7 protein-coding genes are annotated in these 24,401 nt (G+C 73.8%); all 7 read left to right on the top strand.

What is annotated here, in order from left to right:
* Positions 1–28: 28 nt before the first annotated feature.
* Positions 29–9,727, top strand: a complete 9,699-nt coding sequence (locus ACSC1Q_RS41155) for a type I polyketide synthase (RefSeq protein ID WP_436764176.1) — start codon at positions 29–31, stop codon at positions 9,725–9,727.
* Between the two features lie 29 nt (positions 9,728–9,756).
* On the top strand, positions 9,757–11,376 hold the full coding sequence (locus ACSC1Q_RS41150) for a (2,3-dihydroxybenzoyl)adenylate synthase (RefSeq protein WP_436764175.1): 1,620 nt from the start codon (positions 9,757–9,759) through the stop codon (positions 11,374–11,376).
* Between the two features lie 15 nt (positions 11,377–11,391).
* On the top strand, positions 11,392–12,936 hold the full coding sequence (locus tag ACSC1Q_RS41145; protein WP_436764174.1) for an isochorismate synthase: 1,545 nt from the start codon (positions 11,392–11,394) through the stop codon (positions 12,934–12,936).
* Positions 12,937–12,966: 30 nt separating this feature from the next.
* Positions 12,967–13,866: an ABC transporter ATP-binding protein gene (locus ACSC1Q_RS41140; protein ID WP_436764173.1), complete on the top strand. Its 900-nt coding sequence runs from the start codon at positions 12,967–12,969 to the stop codon at positions 13,864–13,866.
* Positions 13,863–14,636, top strand: coding sequence for an ABC transporter permease subunit (locus tag ACSC1Q_RS41135; RefSeq protein WP_436764172.1), 774 nt, complete (start codon positions 13,863–13,865; stop codon positions 14,634–14,636). The genes ACSC1Q_RS41140 and ACSC1Q_RS41135 overlap by 4 nt, the downstream gene beginning before the upstream one ends.
* 287 nt (positions 14,637–14,923) lie before the next feature.
* Positions 14,924–15,814: an FG-GAP repeat domain-containing protein gene (locus tag ACSC1Q_RS41130; protein ID WP_436764171.1), complete on the top strand. Its 891-nt coding sequence runs from the start codon at positions 14,924–14,926 to the stop codon at positions 15,812–15,814.
* Between the two features lie 28 nt (positions 15,815–15,842).
* A partial coding sequence (locus ACSC1Q_RS41125; RefSeq protein WP_436764170.1) for a type I polyketide synthase occupies positions 15,843–24,401 on the top strand: 8,559 nt, incomplete at its 3' end.

Raw genomic sequence — 24,401 nt, 5'->3', positions numbered from 1 at the left:
CAGGCGTAGTAGCGAGAGAGGAAGGCAGATGGCGACAGAAGCACAGCTCGTCGAGTACCTGAAGCGAGTGACGACCGAGCTTCACGACAGCAAGAAGCGCCTGCACGCGGCCGAGGAGAAGGACCACGAGCCCATCGCCATCGTCGGCATCGGATGCCGCTACCCGGGAGAGGTCGAGAGCCCGGAGGACCTGTGGCGGGTCGTGGCCGACAGGACCGACGCCATCTCGAACTTCCCCGAGGGACGCGGCTGGGACCTGGAGACGCTCTACAACCCCGACCCCGACGCGTTCGGCACCTCGTACGTCGCCGAGGGCGGGTTCGTGCACGACATCACCGAGTTCGACCCGGGCTTCTTCGGGATCAGCCCGCGCGAGGCCGTCGCGATGGACCCGCAGCAGCGGCTGCTGCTGGAGACCTCGTGGGAGGCGATCGAGCGGGCCGGCATCGACCCGGCCACCCTGCACGGCAGCAGGACCGGCGTGTTCGTGGGCGCGAACAGCCCCGAGTTCCTCACGATGATGACGCAGGCGCCGCCGGAGCTGCAGGGCTACATGATGACCGGCGTCGCCACCAGCGTGGTGTCCGGCCGCATCTCCTACACCCTGGGGCTGGAGGGCCCGGCCGTCACCATCGACACCGCCTGCTCGTCGTCCCTGGTCGCGCTCCACCTCGCGGTGCGCGCGCTGCGCAACGGCGACTGCACGATGGCGCTGGCCGGAGCGGTGACCGTGCTCGCGACCCCCGGCACGTTCGTCGGCTTCAGCCGGGTGCGCGCGCTGGCGAAGGACGGGCGCTCCAAGGCGTTCTCCAACGCCGCCGACGGCATGGCGCTCGCCGAGGGCGCCGGTGTGCTCCTGGTCGAGCGGCTGTCGGACGCGCGCCGCAACGGCCACCCGGTCCTCGCGGTGATCCGCGGATCGGCGATCAACCAGGACGGCGCGAGCAACGGCCTCACCGCGCCGAACGGCCCCTCGCAGCAGCGGGTGATCCGCCAAGCGCTCGCCGACGCCAGGCTCGCGCCCGTGCAGGTCGACGTCGTCGAGGCGCACGGCACGGGCACCGCGCTCGGCGACCCGATCGAGGCCCAGGCCATCCTGGCCACGTACGGCCAGGACCGTCCCGAGGACCGGCCGCTGTGGCTCGGCTCGGTGAAGTCGAACATCGGTCACGCCCAGGCCGCCGCCGGTGCCGCCGGGGTCATCAAGATGGTGATGGCCCTGCGCAACGGCGTCATGCCCGCCACCCTGCACGCCGAGGAGCCCTCCGAGCAGATCGACTGGACGGCGGGCGACGTGGAGCTCCTGACGGAGGCCCGTCCCTGGCCGGCCGGAGCGGAACCGCGCAGGGCGGGCGTGTCCTCGTTCGGCATGAGCGGCACCAACGCGCACGTGATCATCGAGGAGGCCCCCGCCCAGGAGACCGCCGAGGCGCCCGCAGAGCTGCCGGTGCTGCCGGTGCTGCCGGAGACGCCGGTGGCGCCGTGGGTGCTGTCGGCGAAGACGGGCGACGCGCTCCGGGCGCAGGCCGGGCGGCTCGCGTCGTGGACGGCCGGGCGCGCCGGGCTGGGCGTGGCCGACGTGGCGCACTCGCTCGCGGTGTCGCGGACGGCCTTCGAGCGCCGCGCGGTGGTGGTGGGGGACCGGGCCGAGCTGACGGCGACCCTGGAGCGGTTCGCCTCCGGCACGGTGTCGGGCGCCGTCGAGGGAGCGGCGGGGACCACGGGCAAGACGGTGTTCGTCTTCCCGGGTCAGGGGTCGCAGTGGCTGGGGATGGGGGTTGAGCTGCTGGAGACCTCGGCGGTGTTCGCGGGGCGGATGGCGGAGTGTGAGGTGGCGCTGTCGGGGTTCGTGGACTGGTCGTTGACCGGGGTGTTGCGGGCCGAGGAGGGTCAGCCGGGGTTTGACCGGGTGGATGTGGTGCAGCCGGTGTTGTGGGCGGTGATGGTCTCGCTCGCCGAGGTGTGGCGTTCGCTGGGGGTGGAGCCGGCGGCGGTGGTGGGTCACTCCCAGGGGGAGATCGCGGCCGCGGTGGTGGCGGGTGCGTTGTCGTTGGAGGACGGTGCGCGGGTGGTGGCGTTGCGCAGCCGGGCGATCGTGGCGCTGGCGGGTCGGGGCGGGATGGTGTCGGTCCCGCTGCCGTCGGCGGAGGTTGCCGGGCGGCTGGCGGGTCTGGAGGGCCGGGTGTCGATCGCCGCGATCAACGGCCCTGCCTCGACGGTGGTGTCGGGTGACGTGGACGCGCTGGACGGGCTGCTCGCCGAGTACGAGCTGGCCGGGGTGCGGGCCAAGCGGATCGAGGTGGACTACGCCTCGCACTCCGCGTACGTCACCGCGATCCAGGACGAGCTGGCGAGGCTGCTGGCCCCGGTGACCCCCAGGAGCGGTGAGGTCCCGTGGTATTCGACGGTGCGGGGGTGCTGGCTGGAGGGTGTGGAGGCCGGTGGCGCGTACTGGTACGAGAATCTGCGCGAGACGGTGGGGTTCGGTCCGGCGGTGGAGGCGCTGGCGGGTGAGGGGTTCCGGTTCTTCGTGGAGTGCAGTGCGCATCCGGTGTTGCGGATCGGGGTGCTGGAGAGTGTGGAGGCCGCCGGGGTCGCGGATGCCTGTGTGGTGGTGGGCACGTTGCGGCGTGACGACGGTGGGTTGCGCCGGTTGTGGACGAGCGCGGCCGAGGTGTGGGTACGCGGCGGCGACGTGGACTGGGAGCGAGCCGTCGCCCCGGCCGGTCCCCGCCGGGTGGATCTGCCCACCTACGCCTTCCAGCACCAGCACTACTGGCCCGGCAGCGTCCAGACCAGCGGCGACCTCGCGCAGCTCGGCCTCGGGACCACCGGGCACCCGCTGCTCGCCGCCGCCGTGTCGCTCGCCGACGCGGAGGGCGTCCTGCTCACCGGCAGGCTCTCGCTGAAGACGCACCCCTGGCTCGCCGACCACGCGGTCAACGGGCAGGTGCTCCTGCCGGGAACCGCCTTCGTGGAGCTGGCCGTACGGGCGGGCGACGAGGTCGGCTGCGACCTGCTGGAGGAGCTGACGCTGCAGGCGCCGCTCGTCCTGCCCGCCACCGGCGGCGTGCACGTGCAGATCGCCGTCGGCGCGCCCGACCAGGACGGCAGGCGCCCGCTGACCATCCACTCCCGCGCCGACGAGGAACCGTGGACCAGGCACGCGAGCGGCTTCCTCGCCAAGGACACCGCCGCGGCCACCTTCGCCGAGCCCTCCTGGCCGCCGCCGGGCGCGACGGCGCTGCAGGCGGGCGACGTGTACGAGCTGATGGCCGGGATCGGCGTCGACTACGGCCCGGCCTTCCGAGGCCTGACCGCGGTGTGGCGCAGGGACCGGGAGATCTTCGCCGAGGTCGCGCTGCCGGAGGGCACCGGGGCCGGCGAGTTCTGCCTGCACCCCGCCCTCCTCGACGCGGCGATCCAGCCGCTCGCCGTGGGCGGCTTCTTCGACGCTGAGACCTCCGGGACCTCCGGGACCTCCGGGGCGTCCGGCGGCCCGATGCTGCCGTTCGCCTGGACCAACGTGCGGCTCGCGGCCACCGGCGCCGCCGCCCTGCGCGTGCGGCTCTCGCCCGCCGGGACGAACGGCGTCCGCGTCGAGGTCGCCGACACCGCGGGCACGCCCGTCGCCTGCGTGGACTCCCTGGTCGTACGGGCGCTCGCCGCCGGGGACCTCAAGACGGGCACCGACCCGCTGCGCGACGCGCTCTTCGCCCTCGACTGGGTCGCGGCACAGCCCGTGGCGGCTGTCGAGCCCGGCGAGCCCGGCGGGGCGCACTACGTCATCGCCGGTGGCGACGGCTCGCGGCTCGGCACCGTCCTGGAGGCGGCCGGAGCCAGGGTCGGCGCGCCGGACCCGGACGGGCCGGTGCCGAGGCTGGCGTTCCTGCCCTGTAGCCCGGTCGGCGACGTCGACCCGGCGGACGGGGCGCGGGCGGCGACCACCGAGGTGCTCGCGGTCGCGCAGTCCTGGCTCGACCAGGACAGGTACGCCGACGTTCCCCTGGTCGTCGTCACCGAGGGAGTGGTGGCGGGCGACAACCTGCCCGGCGCCGCCGTGTGGGGGCTGATCCGCTCGGCGCAGTCGGAGAACCCCGGCCGCTTCGTCCTGCTGGACGTCGACGGCACGGACGCGTCGTGGCGGGCCGTACTGGCCGCCGCCACCTCGGGAGAGCCCCAGGCCGCCCTGGTCGAGGGCGAGGTCCTCGTCCCGAGGCTCGCCCGCCACTCGATCACCGAGCCTGGTGCCGGATCCGACGCGATCGAGACCGGCCCCAAGACCGGCGTCGAGACCGGAGCAGAGCCCAGCACCGGGACCGGCACCGGCTGGGAGGCCGGCGGGACCGTGCTGATCACCGGGGGCACCGGCACCCTGGGCGGCCTCGTCGCCCGCCACCTGGTGACCGCGCACGGCGTGCGGCGGCTGCTGCTGACCAGCCGTCGCGGCCCCGGCGCGGAGGGCGCGGACCGGCTCGTGGCCGAGCTCGCCGAACTCGGCGCCGATGTGACCGTCGCCGCCTGCGACGCCGCCGACCGCCAGGCCCTCGCCGCCGTGCTGGCCACCGTCCCCGCCGAGCGCCCGCTCACCGGGGTGGTCCACACGGCGGGCACGCTCGACGACGGCGTGCTCGCCACCCTGACGCCCGAGCGGATCGACGCCGTGCTGCGCCCCAAGGCCGACGCCGTGCTGAACCTGCACGAGCTCACCAAGGACCTGCCGATCTCCGCGTTCGTGCTGTTCTCCTCGGCCGCGGGCGTCTTCGGCGGCCCCGGCCAGGGCAACTACGCGGCGGCCAACGCGTTCGTCGACGCCCTCGCCGTACGGCGGCGCAGGCTCGGCCTGCCCGCACTCTCCCTGGCCTGGGGCCTGTGGGAGCAGGACAGCGGGCTGACCGGCACTCTCGGCGACGCCGACCGGGCCAGGCTGGCCCGTACCGGAGTCGTCCCGCTGACCACCGAGGACGGCCTCGCCCTGCTCGACACGGCCTGCGCCGCCGACCGGGCGGCGCTCGTCCCCATCCGGCTGGAGCTGCGCAACCTGCGGATGGCGGCGCAGTTCGGCGCGCTGCCCGCGATCCTGCGGGGGCTGGTCCCCGTCTCCAAGCGGCGGGTGGTCGGCTCCGACCCGGCCGCCGCGTCGCAGCTGCGCGAGCGCCTGGCCCGCCTGCCGGAGAGCGAGCACCACAAGGTCGTGATGGACCTGGTGCTCGACCAGGTGGCGACCGTGCTCGGCTATCCCGACCCGGGCGCCGTGGAGCAGGACCGGCCCCTCAACGAGGCCGGTTTCGACTCGCTGACGGCGGTGGAGTTCCGGAACCGGATGAACGCGGCCACCGGGCTGCGGCTGCCCGCCACACTGATCTTCGACTATCCGACGCCCGTCGCCCTCGTCCAGTATCTGTGCGGCAGGCTCCTCGACGGCCCCAAGGCGGCGGTGTCCGCTCACGGCGCGATCAGCGCGGAGGAGCCGATCGCCATCGTCGGCATGAGCTGCCGGCTGCCCGGCGGCGTCACCGGCCCGGACGACCTGTGGAACCTGGTGGCCGGGGAGGGCGACGCGATGTCGATGTTCCCCCCCGACCGAAACTGGAACCTGGACGAGCTCTACCACCCCGACCCCGAGCACCCCGGCACCACCTACGCGCGGGAGGCCGGGTTCGTCTACGACGCCACCGCGTTCGACCCGTCGTTCTTCAGCATCTCCCCGAGGGAGGCCGTCGCGATGGATCCCCAGCAGCGGCTGCTGCTGGAGGGCTCGTGGGAGGCGCTGGAGCACGCGGGCATCGACCCGGCCGCCGTGCGCGGCAGCAGCACGGGCGTGTTCGTCGGGCTGATGTACCACGACTACGGGGTGCACCTGCAGAACGTGCCGAGCGACCTGGACGGCTTCGTCGGCACCGGCGTCTCGGCCGGGGTCGCCTCGGGCCGGGTGTCCTACGCGTTCGGCTTCGAGGGCCCGTCGGTCACCCTGGACACGGCGTGCTCCTCCTCGCTGGTCGCGCTGCACATGGCGATGCAGGCGCTGCGCAGGGGCGAGTGCTCGCTCGCGCTCGCCGGCGGCGTCACCGTGCTCTCCACCCCCGCGGTCTTCGTCGACTTCAGCCGCCAGCGCGGCCTCGCCGCCGACGGCCGCTGCAAGTCCTTCGCCGACGCGGCGGACGGCACCGGCTGGGGCGAGGGCGTGGGCATGCTCCTGGTGGAGCGGCTGTCGGACGCCCGCCGCAACGGCCACCAGGTCCTCGCGGTGGTACGCGGCAGCGCGATCAACCAGGACGGCGCCAGCTACGGGCTCACCGCTCCCAACGGCCCCTCACAGCAGCGCCTGATCGAGCAGGCCCTGGCCGACGCCCGGCTGACCAACGCCGACGTCGACGCCGTCGAGGGACACGGCACCGGCACCACCCTCGGCGACCCGATCGAGGCGCAGGCCATCGTGGCCACGTACGGCCAGGACCGTCCCGAGGACCGGCCGCTCTGGCTCGGCTCGATCAAGTCGAACATCGGCCACACCCAGGCCGCCGCCGGGGTCGCGGGCATCATCAAGATGGTGATGGCGATGCGGCACGGCGTGCTGCCCCGGACCCTGCACGTGGACGAGCCGACCACGCACGTGGACTGGTCGGCGGGCGCGGTGCGCCTGCTCACCGAGGCCACGCCGTGGCCCGAGACCGCGCGGCCGCGCCGCGCGGGCGTCTCGTCCTTCGGGATCAGCGGCACCAACGCCCACGTCATCCTGGAGCAGGCGCCGGAGGAGCCCGCGGAGACGCGGGACGCGCCCGAGCGCCCGCTGATCCCGTGGGTGCTGTCGGCCAAGACGCAGGACGCGCTGAGGGCCCAGGCGCGCAGGCTGCGCGGCCACCTGGAGTCGTGGACGGGGCACTCGGCGGCCGACGTGGCCCGGTCCCTGGCCACGACGCGCTCGGCGTTCAAGCGCCGGATGGTCGTGCTCGGCGCCACCCGCGACGAGCTCACCGCCGGGCTGGACGCCGCGCTGGCGCAGCGGCCGGCGGACAACGTGATCACCGGTTCGGCCGCCAGGGGCAGGCTCGCGTACCTGTTCACCGGCCAGGGCAGCCAGCGGCAGGGGATGGGTGAGGAGCTGTACGCGGCCTACCCGGAGTACGCGGCGGCGTTCGACGCGGTGTGCGCCCGGTTCGACCGCCACCTCGACCGGCCGCTGCGCGACGTCATCACCGGCGACCCCGCGCTCCTCCAGCAGACCCGCTACACCCAGGCCGCCCTGTTCGCCGTCGAGGTGGCCCTGTTCCGCTGCCTGGAGGCGTGGGGGGTGCGCCCGGACTTCCTCGCCGGCCACTCCGTCGGCGAGCTCGTCGCCGCGCACGTCGCGGGCGTGCTGTCGCTGGACGACGCGGTCACGCTCGTCGCCGCGCGCGGCGGCCTGATGCAGGCGCTGCCGCCCGGCGGGGCGATGGTCTCGGTGCGCGCGGCGGAGGCCGACGTGCTGCCGCTGCTGGCCGGGTACGAGGACCGGGCGGGAATCGCCTCGGTCAACGGACCGGCCTCCGTGGTCCTGTCCGGCACCGAGGAGAGCGTGCTGGAGCTGGCGGAGCTGCTGGCCGGGCGCGGGCACAAGACCAAGCGGCTCGCCGTCAGCCACGCCTTCCACTCGCCGCTGATGGAACCGGCGCTGGAGGACTTCCTGGACGTCGCGAGGGGGCTGACCTACCATCCGCCCGCGATCCCCGTCATCTCCAACGTCACCGGCGAGCCCGCCACCACGGAGGAGCTGACCTCGCCGGAGTACTGGGCCAGGCACCTGCGGCAGGCCGTGCGCTTCTGCGACGGTGTCAGGACGCTGCAGGGTCGTGGCGTCACCACCTTCCTGGAGCTCGGCCCCGACGCCGTGCTGTCGGCGATGGTCGGCGACTGCGTACAGGGCTGGAACGGGGTGGCCGTTCCGGCGCTGCGCCGCGACCGGCCGGAGGCGGCCGCGCTGCTCGACGCGCTGGCGCGGGTCTCCGCGCACGGCACCGACGTCGACTGGGGCGCGGTCGTCGGCGCGGGCGCGACCGTGCGGCTGCCCACCTACCCCTTCCAGCGGCAGCGCTACTGGCCCGACCCGCCCCCGGCCTCGACCACGGCGGCCGGGACGGCCGCGCAGCCCGGCCGGGAGCTGTGGGACGCCGTCGCGCGCCAGGACCTGGACGGGCTGCTCGCCACCCTCGGCCTCGGCGCGGGGGCCACGCTGGACGACCTGCTGCCCGCGCTGGCCAGGCTGCACGGCGGCGACGGGGCCACCGGCGCCGAGCACGAGCACCCGCGCTACCAGCTCGGCTGGCAGCCGCTCACCGACCTGCCCGCGCCGGTCCTGTCGGGGACCTGGCCGGTGGTCGCGCCGGACGACGCCACCGGGGCGGGCCGGGCGCTCGCGGCCGGGCTGGCCGCGCACGGCGCCGACACCGTCGTACTCCCCGAGCCGCCCGCCTCCGACGCGGGGGCGGCGGGCATCGTCTACCTGCTGCCGGAGGGCGCGCCCCTTCCCGAGGTCGCGCCCGGCTCGGCGCCGGTATGGGTGCTCACGCGGGGCGCGGTCCGGGTCTCGCCGTCCGACGGGGACGTCGTGCCGGTGACCGTACGGGCATGGGGCGCGCTCAGGACCATGGCCCGTCAGGGGCTGTTGCGCGACGGCGGGATGGTCGACCTCCCGGCCAGGCTGGACGAGCACGTGCTGCGACAGCTGTGCGTGGCGCTCTCCGGCGTGACCGGGGAGGACGAGCTGGCCGTACGGCCCGGCGGGGTGTTCGCGCGCAGGCTGCGACCGGCACCGTGCCGGGGAGCGGCGCTGGGGACGGACTGGCGGCCCAGCGGCACGGTCATGCTGGCCGGGCCGCTCGACGAGACCGCCGCGGAGCTGGGCAGATGGGCCGCGCGCAACGGCGCGGACCAGGTCGTCCTCACCGAGCCCGACGCCAGGCTCGCGGACGAGCCCGGCGTGGTCGTGCGGGCGATCGGCGACGGCCTCTCGGGTCTCCCGGCTCTCTCGGCCCTCCTCGACCTCCCGGTGACCGCCGTCGTCTGCACGACGCCGGAGGCGGCCCGGTTGTTCGACGAGCGGACCCGCCCGGCGGACCTGTCCGCCTTCGTCATGCTGGCACCGGCCGGGGCGGCCTGGGGCGAGGACGGCGCGTCGGCCCACGAGTACTTCAACGCGCTGGCCGCCGGGCGGCGCGAGGCGGGGCTGCCGGTGCTGTCCTGCGCGGCCGGCCTGAGGGAACCGGCCGACGCGGTCGCGGCGATCCGCCACGCGCTGCGCCAGGGGGACACGACGCTCGTCGTCGCCGACCCCGACTGGATCGCGCTGGCCGCCGCGACGCGCTCCCGGCTGCTGGACGCCATCCCCGAGGCGGTACTCCTCCAGGACGAGCCGGAGGACGTGGTCGACGGCGTCGCCGCCTTCCGCCGCCTGCTGGACGACAGCCCGGCCGAGGAGCACCACGGCATCCTGCTCGACGTGGTGCGCCGCCAGGCCGCCGCGATCCTGCGGTTTCCGCTGCCCGGCGCGGTCGAGCCCGACGCGGAGTTCTTCGAACTCGGCTTCTCCTCGATGGCCGCGGTGGAACTGCGCAACCGGCTCGGCGAGCTGACCGGCATCGCGCTGGCCGCCGACGCGGTCTACGACTACCCGACCCCGGCCGAGCTGGCGGAACACCTGCTCGCCGAGGCCACGGCCACACTCCCGGTCGCGGTCTCGACCGCGGGCTGAGACGGAGCTGAGAAGGAAAGGACGCCCCCGTGCTCGAAGGATTCACCCCCTGGCCAGAGGAGTTCGCGGAACGCTACCGGGCGGCGGGCCACTGGACCGACGAGAACCTCGGCGAGTTCCTGCGCCGGCTGGCCCGCTCCCACCCGGGGAAGACCGCCCTCGTGGTGGGCTCGCACCGGTGGACCTACGCCGAGCTGGACTCGCGCGCCGACCGGATGGCGGCCGGGCTGCACGAGCTCGGCATCGGCGCCGGAGACCGCGTCGTCGTGCAGCTGCCCAACGTGCCGGAGCTGGTGACGCTGTTCTTCGCGCTGTTCAGGATCGGCGCCCAGCCGGTCCTGGCGCTGCCCGCGCACCGCAGCAGTGAGATCACCTACTTCTGCGAGTTCACCGAGGCGGTCGCGTACGTCGTCGCGGACACGCATCTCGGGTTCGACTACCGGGAGCTGGCCGCCGAGGTCGTCGCCCGCGTGCCCACCGTCAAACACGTCCTCGTCGCGGGAGACCCGGGCGGCCCGGGTGACCCGGAAGGCTCGTGCGGGTTCGTGGCGCTGGGCGACGTCCGGGGCGGGTCCCTGCCCGATCTGCCCCGCCCCGACCCGGCGGGGGTGGCGCTCTTCCTGCTGTCCGGCGGCACGACCGGGGTCCCCAAGCTCGTGCCGCGCGCCCACCAGGAATGGAGCTACAGCGGGCGCGCGGTCGCCGAGGCCTGCGGCTACGACGAGGACACCGTTCACCTGGTGAGCCTGCCGCTGAGCCACAACTGGCCGCTCACCCACGGGCTGCTGGCCACCTTCCACGCGGGCGGGACCCTCGTGCTGGCACCGGGCCCCAGCCCGGACGAGTCCTTCCCGCTCGTCGAGCGCGAGCGGGTGACCGAGACCGGCCTCATCCCCGGCGCGGCCCTGCTCTGGATGGAGGCCGCCGAGTGGGGCGAGCACGACATCTCCAGCCTGCGCCGCGTGACCATCGGCGGCACGAAGCTGCAGCCCGAGCTGGCCCGCCGGGTGGAGCCCGCCCTCGGCTGCCGCCTCCAGCAGGCCTTCGGCATGGCGGAGGGCCTGTGCGGCTTCCACCGGCCGGACGACCCGGCGGACGTGGTCCTGATCAGCCAGGGGCTGCCCGTCTCCCCGGACGACGAGGTGCGGGTGGTGGACGAGGACGACGAAGACGTCGCCCCCGGCGAGGTGGGCCAGCTGCTGGCCCGCGGGCCGTACACCACCCGCGGCTACTACCGGGCGCCCGAGCACAACGCGCGGTCGTTCACCGCGGACGGGTTCTACCGGAGCGGCGACCTGGTGCGGCTGCTGCCGACCGGGCACGTGATCTTCGAGGGCAGGGTGAAGGACCAGATCAACCGGGGCGGCGACAAGATCGCGGCGGAGGAGGTGGAGAACCACCTCCTCGCTCATCCGAACGTCCGCGAGGCCGCCTTCGTGGGCCTGCCCGACGAGATCCTCGGCGAGCGGAGCTGCGCCTGCGTCGTCCCCCGGGGCACGCCCCCGACGCTGGCGGAGCTCACCGCGTTCCTGCGCGGGCGCGGCGTCGCGGCCTTCAAGTTCCCCGACCGCCTGGAGATCGTCGAGGCGCTCCCCGTCACGCCGCTCGGCAAGGTCAGCAAGAAACAGCTCGTGGGCATGTTCGGTTAACAGAGGACGTTCTCCATGCACCAGCCAGACATCGACCCGTACCCGCCCGACACCGACCCGTACTCGTCGGACACCGGCCCGCGCACGCCGGGCACCGATCTGTACCCGCCGGACATCTCCCCGTACCCGCCCGGCATCGACCCGCGCCTGCCGGACATCGACCTGGCCGGGTTCCTGGAGGTGCACGCGAAGGCGACCGCCGAGGCGCGCAACAGCGCGAGCAGGACCCTCGCGACGTGGCGCCAGGAGATCGACCCCGTCGATCCGGCCGGGCTCCTCGTGCCGGTGTTCGCGCGGACGAGACGGGCGTTCGTCTGGGTGTCGCCGGAGTCGAGTGTGATCGCGATGGGCAGCGCGGCCGATTTCGTCGAACGCGGCGCGGGCCGGTTCGCCGGCGTCCGGGCGAGCTGGGAGAGGACCCTCCAGAACGCGGTGACCGGCGGCCCCGGCCCGCGCGGCACGCCGTCGCTGGTCGGCGGCTTCGCCTTCGCCCCGCGGCCGGGGCCGCTCCCGGAGGCGCTGATGTGGGTGCCCCGGATCCTGGTCGCCCGGGACCGGGACGGGCGGACCACGCTCGTGCTCAGCGTGAGCGTCGATCCCGGTCACCCCGTGCGGGACGACGTGGCGGGGGTGATCGCCCAGGCGTGCGGCCTGCTCGCCGCCGCGGGCGGGCGCCCGTGCCCCAGCCCGTACCTCGCCGGGACGACCGTCACGGAGATCCCGCCCGCCGCCGAGTGGAAGGCGCTGGTCGCGCGGGCGGCGGACCAGATCGGCCGGGGCAGGTTCGACAAGGCGGTCCTCGCCCGCCAGCTGCGCGTGACCTCGCCCTGCCCCTACGACGTGCCGTCCGTGCTGGGCTCCCTGCTCGGCAAGCGGTCCGGGACCACCGTCTTCGCCGTCGCGGCCGACGGGCACGCCTTCGTCGGCGCCACCCCGGAACGGCTGGTCAGCCTGCACGCCGGACGGGCCCGGTCGATGAGCCTGGCCGCGTCCATGCCGCGCGGCGCCACCCCGGCAGAGGACGCGCGGCTGCGCGCCGCCCTGCTGGAGGACGAGAAGTGCCGGCGCGAGCAGCAGGTCGTCACCGAGATGGTCCGCCACGCCTTCGAGCAGGTGTGCCGGGAGGTCTCCGTGCCCGACGAGCCGCACGTGCTCGACCTGCCGAACCTGCGCCACCTGCACAGCCGCGTCGAGGGCGAGATCGCCGACCCGGAGAACACCGGCGTGCTCGACCTCGTCGAGCGGCTGCACCCCACCCCGGCCGTCGGCGGCCACCCCCGGAAGGGGACGCTCGACTGGATCGCCGCGACCGAACCCTTCGACCGGGGCTGGTACGCGGGCCCGGTCGGCTGGATGAACGCCGACCAGGAGGGGGACTTCGCCGTCGCCCTCCGCTCCGCCCACCTGTACGAGGGAACCGCCACTCTTTACGCGGGCTGCGGGATCGTCGCGGGCTCCGACCCGGATGTGGAGCTCCAGGAGACCGGGCTCAAGTTCCGCCCTATGCTCGATGCTCTTGCCGTGCCCGCGTACGGGCCGGACGGGGCGAGAACCTCTTGATCGGGAAACACGCACGAGAGGCACTTCAACGTGATCCAGATAGACGGACTGACGAAGCGCTTCGGCGACAGGACAGCCGTGGACGACCTGACGTTCACCGTCGAGCCCGGCCGGGTCACCGGCTTCCTCGGCCCGAACGGAGCGGGCAAGTCGACGACGATGCGAATGATCCTCGGCCTCGACGCGCCGAACGCCGGGAGCGTGACGGTGAACGGCCACGACTACGTGGGCGTGGCCAGGCCCATGCGTGAGGTGGGCGCCCTGCTGGACGCCCGCGCGCTGCACAAGGGCCGTACGGCACGCAACCACCTGCTCTGTCTCGCCCAGACCAACGGCATCCCGGGCAACCGGGTGGACGAGGTGCTGGAGCTGGTCGGGCTGGAGTCGGTGGCGCGCAAACGGGCCGGATCCTTCTCCCTCGGCATGGGCCAGCGGCTCGGGATCGCGGTGGCGCTCCTCGGCGACCCGAAGGTGCTGCTGTTCGACGAACCGGTCAACGGCCTGGATCCCGAGGGCATCAAGTGGATCCGCGAGCTGATGCGCGGGCTGGCCGGGGAGGGCCGCACCGTCCTGGTCTCCAGCCACCTGATGAGCGAGATGGCGCAGACCGCCGACCACCTCGTCGTCATCGGCAGGGGGAAGCTGATCGCGGACATCGGGATCGGCGAGTTCGTCCGGCAGGGCTCCAACGTGCTCGTGCGGACGGACGACAAGGACCGGCTCGTCCCCCACCTGGTCGAGGCGGGCGGCTCCGTCCAGGAGGGGACCGACGGCTCCTTCGTCGTCACCGGGCTGGAGGCGAGGCGCGTCGGCGAGGCCGCGCTGGCCGCCGGGGTCGTACTGACGGAACTGACACCACAACGATCGCTGGAGCAGGCATACATGGATCTGACCCGCGACAGCGTCGAGTTCCAGGCGAGCGCGGCATGAGCGCCGTCGCGGACACGATGCGGTCGGAATGGACCAAGTTCCGGACGATACCGTCCAACGTCCCCATCCTGCTGGCGACCGTCGCCGTCATGGTGGGCGCGGGCGCGCTCACCGCCAACGGCGCGGCGAGGGGCTATCGGGAGGCGGGAGCGGCGTTCGACCCCACCTACATCAGCATGTACGGGGGGTTCCTGTTCGTCCAGATCGCCGTGGGCGCGCTCGGCGTGCTGGTGGTGTCCTCCGAGTACGTCACCGGGATGATCCGCACGAGCCTGACCGTGGTCCCCCGCCGGGGACGGCTGCTCGCCGCCAAGGTCTGGACGTTCGGCCTGACCGCCCTGGTGGCGGGGGAGATCGCCGCCTTCGGCGCGTTCCTCGTCGGCCAGACCGTGATCGGCGGCGCCGGAGCCCCGTCCGCGACGCTCGGCCAGCCCGGCGTCCTGCGCGCGGTCGTCGGCATGGGGCTGATCTGGGTCCTGGTGGGGCTCACCGGCGTGGCGCTCGGCTGCCTGCTGCGCGACACGATGGCCGCCACGACCGTGGTGGTGGCCGTCAACTTCATCATCCCCATCATCGGGCCCAGGCTCATGCCCGAGGCCGTCGGGGACTGGGTGAGCACGTACTGGCCGATCGCGGCCGGCCTCCGGGTCACCACCACCGTCCACAACGCGGAGCGGCTGGCGCCCTGGACGGGGCTCGGCCTGATGGCCGCCTTCACCGCCGTCCTGCTGGTCGTGGCCTTCGCGGTGTTCCGCACGCGGGACGCCTGACGGCGGCGGCCCCGGCCCCGATGCTCGGTGCTCGGGGCCCGACACCGGCGCCCGGTGTTCAGCACGACGCACGACGCTCGGCGCCTGACGCGACGTCCGGTGTCCGACACTCGGCGCCCGGCGCCGATGCCCGACGCCCGGTGGCCGCTCCGGCCCGCCGGGCGTCGCCGTGTTCCGCCCCCTATAGGTGGCTCTACCAGCGCTTTTAATGGCCCTTAGGGGTTACCCGATTTCTCCCGCCTCGCGAATACTGAGGTTCGGTAAACCCGGCGGGAGGAGCTACAAGAATGGCACCGAATTTCGCGAACGGTCAGTGCCGGTCCTTCCGCGGGGACGGGCGGCCGGACCTGCTCGTACGAAACACGGAAACGGGCGAGCTCTTCGTATATCCGCACAGCGGTGAATTCAACGGTACCGCCACCTTCGATGAACCGGTCAGTATCGGTGAGGGTTTCGGCTGGTGGCGTTTCTTCTTCGTCCGGGCGATCGACGCCACCGGGAACGGGCAGGCGGACATCTGCGCGTTCAGCGCCCACGAGTTCGACATCAACCCCGGGGAGAACGGCGAGCACGGCTTCTTCCTGCTGCGGAACCTGGGCGCACCGGGTGAGATCGGCCCGTTCGACGAGCCGATCCGGGTGTCCGGCAGGCGCGACGACGGCCGGCAGTGGGAGACGATCGGGTTCGCCGACGTGACCGGCACCGGCACGGACGACACGTTCGGCCGGGGCAAGGACGCCGGCAACGTGGACGTGTTCCCCCACCGTGACCTGGGCGTCCTGCGCAACGAGACCTACGACAAGGATCCGGTGCGGCTCACCGAGATCGACGTCGACGACCTCCCCGTCGCGATGGCCGACTTCACCGGCAACGGCGACCTCGACCTGCTGGTCCGCCGGGCCAACGGCGACCTCGCCCTGTACGAGTTCGACGGGAAGCCGGGCACGGCGACCGGGGGCACCTGGCACACCGTCGCCACCGGCTGGCAGGACATGCGCCTGATGGCGCTCACGGACATCGACATGGACGGGCACCCCGACCTGCTCGGGCTGCACCAGGACGGCACGCTCGCCGCCTACCGGCACAGCGGGAAGTTCAATCCCGATTCCCCGCTGGAGCTTTTCCAGGAGCCGGTAACCGTCGCCACCGGATTCGGGATGTACGACGTCATCAGCTGATCACTCCGTCGGAATCTGGATAGGTTCAATGCAATTCGAACTCTCCTCCCGTACTTTTTCCGACGACGCTGTGGCGATCGTCGGCATATCCTGTCGCCTTCCCCACGCTCCCGATCCCCAATCTTTCTGGCGCCTTCTTCGCGATGGCCGTGACGCCATTACCGAGGTGCCGGACGGCCGGTGGAACTCGCCGGAGACCAGTTCGATGCGCGGCGGTTTCATCGACGGAATCGCCGAGTTCGACGCCGAGTTCTTCGGCATCGCGCCGAACGAGGCCGCGATGATGGACCCCCAGCAGCGGCTGGTCCTGGAGCTGAGCTGGGAGGCGCTGGAGGACGCGGGCATCGTCCCGGAGAGCCTGCGCGACACCGGCACGAGCGTCTACATCGGCGCCATGGCCGGCGACTACGCCCAGCTGCTCCAGGGCAACGTGTCCCGCCACAGCCTGACCGGCCTCAGCCGCGCCCTGCTCGCGAACCGGATCTCCTACACCCTCGGGCTGCAGGGCCCCAGCCTGACCGTCGACTCGGCGCAGTCGGCCTCGCTGACCGCCGTGCACCTGGCGTGCGAGAGCCTGCGGAACGGCGAGTCGGGACTCGCCATCGTCGGTGGCGTCAACCTCAACATCACCCCCGACAGCACGCTGGCCGCCGCCAGCTTCGGCGCCCTGTCCCCCGACGGCAGGTGCTTCACCTTCGACGCGCGCGCCAACGGCTACGTGCGCGGCGAGGGCGGCGGGATCGTCGTGCTCAAGCCGCTGTCCCGCGCGCTCGCCGACGGCGACCGGGTGTACTGCGTGATCGCGGGCAGCGCGGTCAACAACGACGGTGGAGGCGAGGGCCTCACCGTCCCCGACCAGCACGCCCAGGAGGAGGTCATCCGCCTGGCCTGCGAGCGTGCCGGGGTGAGCGCCGCCGACGTCCAGTTCGTCGAGCTGCACGGCACGGGCACCCGGGTCGGCGACCCCATCGAGGCGCGCGCGCTCGGCACCGCCATCGGCACCGCGAGGGAGCCGGGCGCGCCGCTGCTCGTCGGCTCGGCCAAGACCAACGTCGGCCACCTCGAAGGGGCCGCGGGCATCGTCGGCCTCCTGAAGACCGCGCTGGCCATCAGCCACCGCGAGCTGCCCGCGTCGCTGAACTTCGAGACGCCCAACCCGCTCATCCCCCTCGACGAGCTCAACCTCCGGGTCAACACGGAGCTGAGCCCCTGGCCGCGCGCCGACGTGCCGCTGGTGGCCGGGGTCAGCTCGTTCGGCATGGGCGGAGCCAACTGCCACATGGTGCTCGCGGAGTACCCGCAAGAGGAACCCGCACCCTCCGGGCCGTCCGCCTTGTCCGCACCGCCCCTGCAGCCCACGCCGTCCGAGCCGCCCGCATCGCCCGAGCTGTCCGAGCTGTCCGCATCGCTCGCGCCGTCTGAGCCGTCTGAGCCGTCCGAGCTGTCCGAGTCGCCTGCGTCATCCACGCCGCTTGAGTCGTCCCTACCGTCCGTGCCACCCGCGCCGTCCGTGCCACCCGTGTCGTCCGCGTCGCTCGCCGGGCCGCTGATCGTGTCGCTCTCCGGGCAGAGCGAGGCCGCGCTGCGCGGCCAGGCCGTACGGCTGCGCGAGCACCTGCTCGCCACCCCCGGCGCCGACCCCGTGGACGTCGCCTACTCGCTGGCCACGACGCGCACCGCCTTCCCGTACCGGGCGAGCGTCGTCCTGGACGAGCCGGAGCGCCTGACCGACGTACTCGGGCAGCTGGCCCGCGGCGAGCTCGCCGCCGAGATCGTGACGGGCCGGCCGCGCACCGGCGAGATCGCCTTCCTCTACGCGGGGCAGGGCAGCCAGCACCCCGGCATGGGACGGGAGCTCTACGACACGTACCCCGTCTTCGCGCGGGCCCTCGACGAGGTCGCCGCCCGCTTCGAGGGCGACCTGCTCGAAGCGATGTTCACCGACCCCGGCGGGCGGCTCGACGAGACGGGGACGACCCAGCCCGCCCTCTTCGCCTTCGAGGTCGCCCTCACAAGGCTGTACGAGCACTGGGGCATCCGCCCCGACCGTCTCGTCGGTCACTCCATCGGTGAGATCGCCGCCGCGCACATCGCCGGCGTGCTGTCGCTGGAGGACGCCTGCGCCCTGGTCTCGGCGCGCGGCAGGTTGATGCAGGACCTGCCGCCCGGCGGGATGATGGTCGCCGTCCAGGCCACGGAGGAGGAGATCCTCCCCCTCCTCGACGCCTCGGCGAGCATCGCCGCGATCAACGGGCCGGAGTCCGTGGTCGTCTCCGGCGCGGAGAGCCGCGTCGCCGAGATCGCCGAGGAGATGCGCGGGCGCGGGCGCAAGGTCCGTCGCCTGCGCGTCAGCCACGCCTTCCACTCGCCGCTGATGGATCCGATGCTGGCGGAGTTCCGGCGGGTGGCCGAGTCGCTCACCTACCACGAGCCGGTCATCCCGATCGTGTCGAACCTCACCGGCGCCACCGCGTCCGGCCGGGAACTGTGCTCGCCCGAGCACTGGGTCAGGCACGTGCGCGAGGCCGTGCGGTTCGGCGACGGCGTCCGCGCCCTGGCGGCCGAGGGCGTGAGCACGTTCGTGGAGATCGGCCCTGGCGCCGTCCTGTCCGCGATGGGACAGCAGTGCCTGCCGCCGGACTCCGGCGCGCTGTTCGTCACCACGCTGCGGGACGGGCGGCCGGAACCCCTCACCGCGGCCCTCGCGCTCGCCGCGCTGCGGGCCGGTGGCGCGGAGGTGAACGCGGAGGCGCTGTTCCCCGGCGCCCGGCGCGTCCCGCTGCCCACCTACGCCTTCCAGCGCACGCGCCACTGGCTCACCGACACCGCCCCGCCGCCACCCGCCGCCGCCGGATCCGGATCCGGATCCGGATCGGACAGGGCCGACGACACCCGGCCGCTCGCCGGCCGCCTCGCCGGGCTGGCCGGGCCGGAGCGTGAGCAGGTGCTCCTCGACCTCGTACGGACCTGCGTCGCGCTCGTGCTCGGCCACGCCACCACCGCGACCGTGGACGCGGGCACCGCCTTCAAGGCGCTCGGATTCGACTCCTACAGCGCGGTCGAGCTCAGGAACAGGCTCAACACCGCCACCGGCCTGACGCTGCCGACCTCGCTGCTGTTCGACTACCCCACGCCGGCCGGGCTCGCCGCGTTCCTGCGTACGGAACTCGCGGGCGACCCCGCCGGCTCGGCGCCGGTGCCGGCCGTGGAACGGGCCGTGGGCCACGACGAGCCGATCGCGATCGTCGGCATGGCCTGCCGGTTCCCCGGGGGTGTGGTCTCTCCCGACGACCTGTGGAAGCTGGTGCTCTCGGAGCGGGACGCGATCGGGGAGTTCCCCGTCGATCGCGGCTGGGACCTGGGCGGCCTGTACGACCCGGACCCCGACAGCAGCGGCACGTCCTACGCCCGGCACGGCGGATTCCTGTACGAGGCGGCGGAGTTCGATCCCGGCTTCTTCGGCATCTCGCCGCGCGAGGCGCTGGCCATGGACCCGCAGCAGCGGTTGCTGCTGGAGACCTCGTGGGAGGCGATCGAGCGGGCCGGGATCGACCCCGGCCGGTTGCGCGGGAGCCGCACCGGGGTGTTCGCCGGCGCGACGGCCCAGGACTACGGCCCGAGGCTGCACGAGGCCACCGGGAACGCCGAGGGCTACGTCCTGACCGGGACCACCAGCAGCGTGATCTCCGGTCGTGTGGCGTTCTCGTTCGGGTTCGAGGGCCCGGCGGTCACGGTGGACACGGCGTGCTCGTCGTCGCTGGTCGCGCTGCACCTGGCCGCGCAGTCCCTGCGGTCGGGCGACTGCGACCTCGCCCTCGCGGGCGGCGCGACCGTGATGGCCTCGCCCGGCATGTTCGTGGAGTTCTCCCGGCAGCGCGGCCTGTCCCCGGACGGCAGGTGCAAGGCGTTCTCCGCGGAGGCCGACGGCACCGGCTGGGCCGAGGGGCTCGGCATGCTGCTCGTCGAGCGGCTCTCGGACGCCGAGCGCAACGGCCACCGGGTCCTCGCGGTCATGCGCGGCAGCGCGATCAACCAGGACGGCGCGAGCAACGGCCTCACCGCTCCCAACGGCCCCTCCCAGCAGCGCCTGATCCGCCAGGCCCTGGCCAGCGCGAACCTGTCGGCGGCCGACGTCGACGCGGTCGAGGCCCACGGCACCGGGACCATGCTGGGCGACCCGATCGAGGCGCAGGCCATCCTGGCCACGTACGGCCAGGACCGTCCCGAGGACCGGCCGCTGTGGCTGGGGTCGCTGAAGTCCAACATCGGCCACGCCCAGGCCGCCGCCGGTGTCGGCGGTGTGATCAAGATGGTGATGGCGATGCGGCACGGGACGCTGCCGCGAACCCTGCACGTCGAGGAGCCCTCGCCGCACGTGGACTGGACGGCCGGAGCCGTCGAGCTGCTGACCGAGGCTCGCCCGTGGGACGTCGAGGACCGCCCGCGCCGCGCGGCGATCTCCTCCTTCGGGATCAGCGGCACCAACGCGCACGTGATCATCGAGCAGGGTCCGGCGGAGGACGAGGTCGAGGCCGACGCCGTCGAACCGCCCGTCACGCCCTGGCTGATCTCCGCGAGGAGCCCGGAGGCGCTGCGGGCGCAGGCCGCGCGGCTCGCGTCGTGGACGACGCCGGACACGCCGATCGCCGCGACCGGCGCCGCCCTGGCCGCCGGACGCGCGCCGCTGGAACAGCGCGCGGTGGTCGTCGGCGCCGACCGAGAGGAACTGCTGGCGGGCCTGCGGGCACTGGCCGGGCGTACGGCGGCGCCCGACGTGGTGACCGGCAGCGGCCACGGCGGCAGGCTCGCCCTGCTGTTCACCGGGCAGGGCAGCCAGCGGCTGGGCATGGGCCGCGACCTGGCCGCCGCCTTCCCGGTGTTCGCCGAGGCGCTGGAGGAGATCTGCGCCCTGCTGGACGGGCAGCTGCCGCACCCGCTCCGCGAGACGATGTTCGCCGACCCCGGCGGCGTGCTCGACGAGACGCTGATGACCCAGCCCGCCCTCTTCGCCTTCGAGGTCTCGCTCTCCCGACTGCTGGCCTCCCTGGGCGTCACGCCGGACGTCGTGACCGGCCACTCCGTCGGCGAGATCGCCGCCGCCCACGTGGCGGGAGTCTTCTCCCTGGCCGACGCCTGCACGCTGGTCGCGGCACGGGCCAGGCTGATGCAGGCGCTTCCCCCGGGCGGGGCGATGCTCGCGATCGCCGCGTCGGAGGCCGACGTGCTGCCGTTCATCGAGGGACGCGAGGACCAGGTCGCCATCGCGGCCGTCAACGCGCCCACCTCGGTGGTGATCTCCGGTGTCGAGTCCGTGGTCGAGGAGATCGCCCAGCGGGTCACCGTGCGCAAGCGCAGGCTGCGGGTCTCGCACGCCTCCCACTCGCCGCTGATGGAGCCGATGCTCGCCGAGTTCGGGCGGATCGCGGCCACCGTCACCTACCACGAGCCCCACATCCCGGTCGTATCCGCCGTCACCGGTGGCCTCACGACCCCCGGGCAGCTCACCGACGCCCGGTACTGGGTCGAGCACGTGCGGCGGCCGGTCCGCTTCGCCGACGCGATCGGCGCCACCGAGGCGAACGTCTTCCTGGAGGTCGGACCCGAGGGCATCCTGACCGGCCTGGCCCAGCAGACGCTCGCCGACGGCGTGTTCGTCGCGGCCGCGCGCAAGGAGCGCGAGGAGATCCGCACCTTCGTGCAGGCCATCGCCCGGCTCCACACCTGCGGCACCGCCGTCGACTGGGACACCTACTTCGCCTCGGTGCCCGCCGGTCACGTCGAGCTGCCCACCTACGCCTTCCAGCGCGAGCGGTACTGGCTGGAGACAGGCGGCCCCGGCGGCGTGCCCACGGAACACGTCGGGCTGTTCGCGGTCGACTGGGTCCCGGTACCGGCGACCGGCGGCGCCCCGGCCTCCGACGACGCGTTCCTGGACTGGTTGGAGTACGAGGGCGAGGACGAGCGTGACGAGACGGCACGGGCACGCGAAGCCGTGCTGCGCGTGCTCTCCGCCGTCCAGGACCGGCTCACCGGCGACCACCCCTCGTCCTCGCGGCTGGTGATCCTCACCGAGGGCGCGACCGGCGAGGGGACCGACCTGGCCGCGAAGGCCGTCTGGGGTCTGGTGCGGTCCGCGCAGACCGAGTACCCCGGCCGGTTCGTGCTGCTCGACCACGACGGCGCCTCCCAGGACGTCGTCGCCGCCGCCCTCGCCTACGACGAGCCGCAGCTGGCCGTACGCGAAGGAAGGATATTCGTCCCCCGGCTGGCCAAGCGCGACCTGCCCCCCGGGGAGGCGCCGTGGACCCCCGGCGGCACCGTCCTGGTCACCGGCGGCACGGGCGGGCTGGGGCGAGTGGTCACCCGGCACCTCGTCACCGCGCACGGCGTACGCGACCTCGTGCTGCCCACCCGCGACCCTGAGGCGGCCGGGGCCGTCGAGCTGGCGGCCGAGCTGGCCGCGCTCGGCGCGCGGGTCGAGCTGACCGCGTGCGACCTGTCCGACCGCGACGCGCTGGCCGCGCTCGTCGACTCCTGCCCGGAGCTGACCGGGGTCGTGCACATCGCCGGAGTCCTGGACGACGGCGTCGTCTCCGCCCTGAGCCCGGAACGGCTCGACGCCGTGTGGCGGACCAAGGCGGAGGCCGCCTGGCTCCTGCACGAGCTGACCCGCGACCGCGACCTGTCGGCGTTCGTGCTGTTCTCGTCGTGCGCGGGCACGCTGGGCAGCGCGGGCCAGGCCAACTACGCCGCGGCCAACGCGTTCCTGGACGGCCTGGCCCGGCACCGCCGCACGCTCGGCCTGCCCGCGACGGCGCTCGCGTGGGGCCTGTGGGACAACTCCTCGGAGTTCGGCGGCATGGGGGCGACGCTCGCCACGGCCGACCTGGCGCGGTGGGCACGGCTGGGCGTCGCCCCGCTGCCGCCTGAGCAGGCGCTCGCGCTCTTCGACGAGGCGCTCGCCGCGTCGGCGGAGACGGCGCTTCCCGCGCGGCTGAGCCTCGCGAAGGTCGCCGACCCGGCGCCCGCGATGCTGCGCGCCCTGCTGCGCAAGCCGATCGAGCGCCGCGCGACCGGCGCGTCCGGCGACGTGGCGCTCGGGCAGCTCCTGCGCGAGATGAGCGCGGAGGAGCAGGAGCGCACGCTTCTCGACCTGGTCCGGGGCCAGGCGGCCCTGGTGCTCGGGCACGTGACACCGCACGTGATCAGCGCGACGGGCGCGTTCAAGGACGCGGGCTTCGACTCGCTGACCGCGGTCGAGCTCAGGAACAGGCTCAACACGGCCACCGGCCTGCGGCTGCCGAGCTCGCTGCTGTTCGACTACCCGTCACCGGCGGTGCTGACGGAGTACCTGCGGGCGGAACTGCTCGGCGACACCACGACGGCGGTGTCTTCTGCCTCCCCGGCGGTCCGGGCGGCCGGGTACGACGAGCCGATCGCGATCGTGGGGATGGCCTGCCGGTTCCCCGGCGGGGTGTCCTCGCCCGAGGACCTGTGGGACCTGGTGGCCGCAGGTGCCGACGTGGTCGGCGAGTTCCCCACCGACCGTGGCTGGGACCTGGACCGGCTGTTCTCCGGCGACCCGGACGACCGGGGCACCTCCTCCACCCGGTACGGCGGGTTCCTCTACGACGCGGCCGAGTTCGACGCGGGCTTCTTCGGCATCTCGCCGCGTGAGGCGCTCGCGATGGACCCGCAGCAGCGGCTGCTGCTGGAGGCGTCCTGGGAGGCGATCGAGCACGCCGACATCGACGCGGCGGAGCTGCGGGGAAGCCAGACCGGGGTGTTCACCGGCATCGCCCCCATGGAGTACGGGCCACGGCGCTTCGAGGGCGCGGAGTCCGTGGAGGGCTACCTTCTCACCGGCGGCCTGGCCAGCGTCGCCTCCGGCCGGGTGTCCTACACCCTGGGCCTGGAGGGTCCCGCGGTCACGGTCGACACGGCGTGCTCGTCGTCGCTGGTCGCGCTGCACCTGGCCACGCAGGCACTGCGTACGGGCGAGTGCGACCTGGCGCTCGCGGGCGGCGTGATGGTGATGGCCTCGCCCGGTACGTTCGTGGAGTTCTCCCGGCAGCGCGGGCTGTCGGTGGACGGGCGCTGCAAGGCGTTCTCCGCGGAGGCCGACGGCACCGGCTGGGCCGAGGGCGTCGGCGTCCTGCTCGTCGAGCGGCTCTCGGACGCCGAGCGTAACGGTCACCGGGTGCTGGCCGTGGTGCGGGGCAGCGCGATCAACCAGGACGGTGCGAGCAACGGCCTGACCGCCCCGAACGGTCCGGCGCAGCAGCGGGTGATCCGCCAGGCGCTGGCGAACGCGGGCCTGTCGACCGCCGATGTGGACGTGGTCGAGGCGCACGGCACCGGGACCGTTCTGGGTGACCCGATCGAGGCGCAGGCGCTGATCGCGACCTACGGCCAGGACCGGCCCGCGGACCGGCCGTTGTGGCTGGGGTCGCTGAAGTCGAACATCGGTCACGCACAGGCCGCCGCCGGTGTCGGCGGTGTGATCAAGATGGTGATGGCGCTGCGCAACGGCGTCATGCCGCAGACCCTGCACGCCGAGGAGCCCTCGCCGCACGTGGACTGGTCG

The sequence above is a fragment of the Streptosporangium heterodermiicola genome, from assembly GCF_051390675.1.
Taxonomy (GTDB): Bacteria; Actinomycetota; Actinomycetes; order Streptosporangiales; family Streptosporangiaceae; genus Streptosporangium.
The sequence above is the reverse complement of the archived record's forward strand: the minus strand, read 5'-3'. Positions and strand labels throughout refer to the sequence as shown.

Coding starts and splice junctions, on each gene's coding strand:
- ACSC1Q_RS41155 (WP_436764176.1), top strand. CDS start 29: ATGGCGACAGAAGCACAGCTCGTCGAGTACCTGAAGCGAGTGACGACC.
- ACSC1Q_RS41145 (WP_436764174.1), top strand. CDS start 11,392: ATGCACCAGCCAGACATCGACCCGTACCCGCCCGACACCGACCCGTAC.
- ACSC1Q_RS41135 (WP_436764172.1), top strand. CDS start 13,863: ATGAGCGCCGTCGCGGACACGATGCGGTCGGAATGGACCAAGTTCCGG.
- ACSC1Q_RS41130 (WP_436764171.1), top strand. CDS start 14,924: ATGGCACCGAATTTCGCGAACGGTCAGTGCCGGTCCTTCCGCGGGGAC.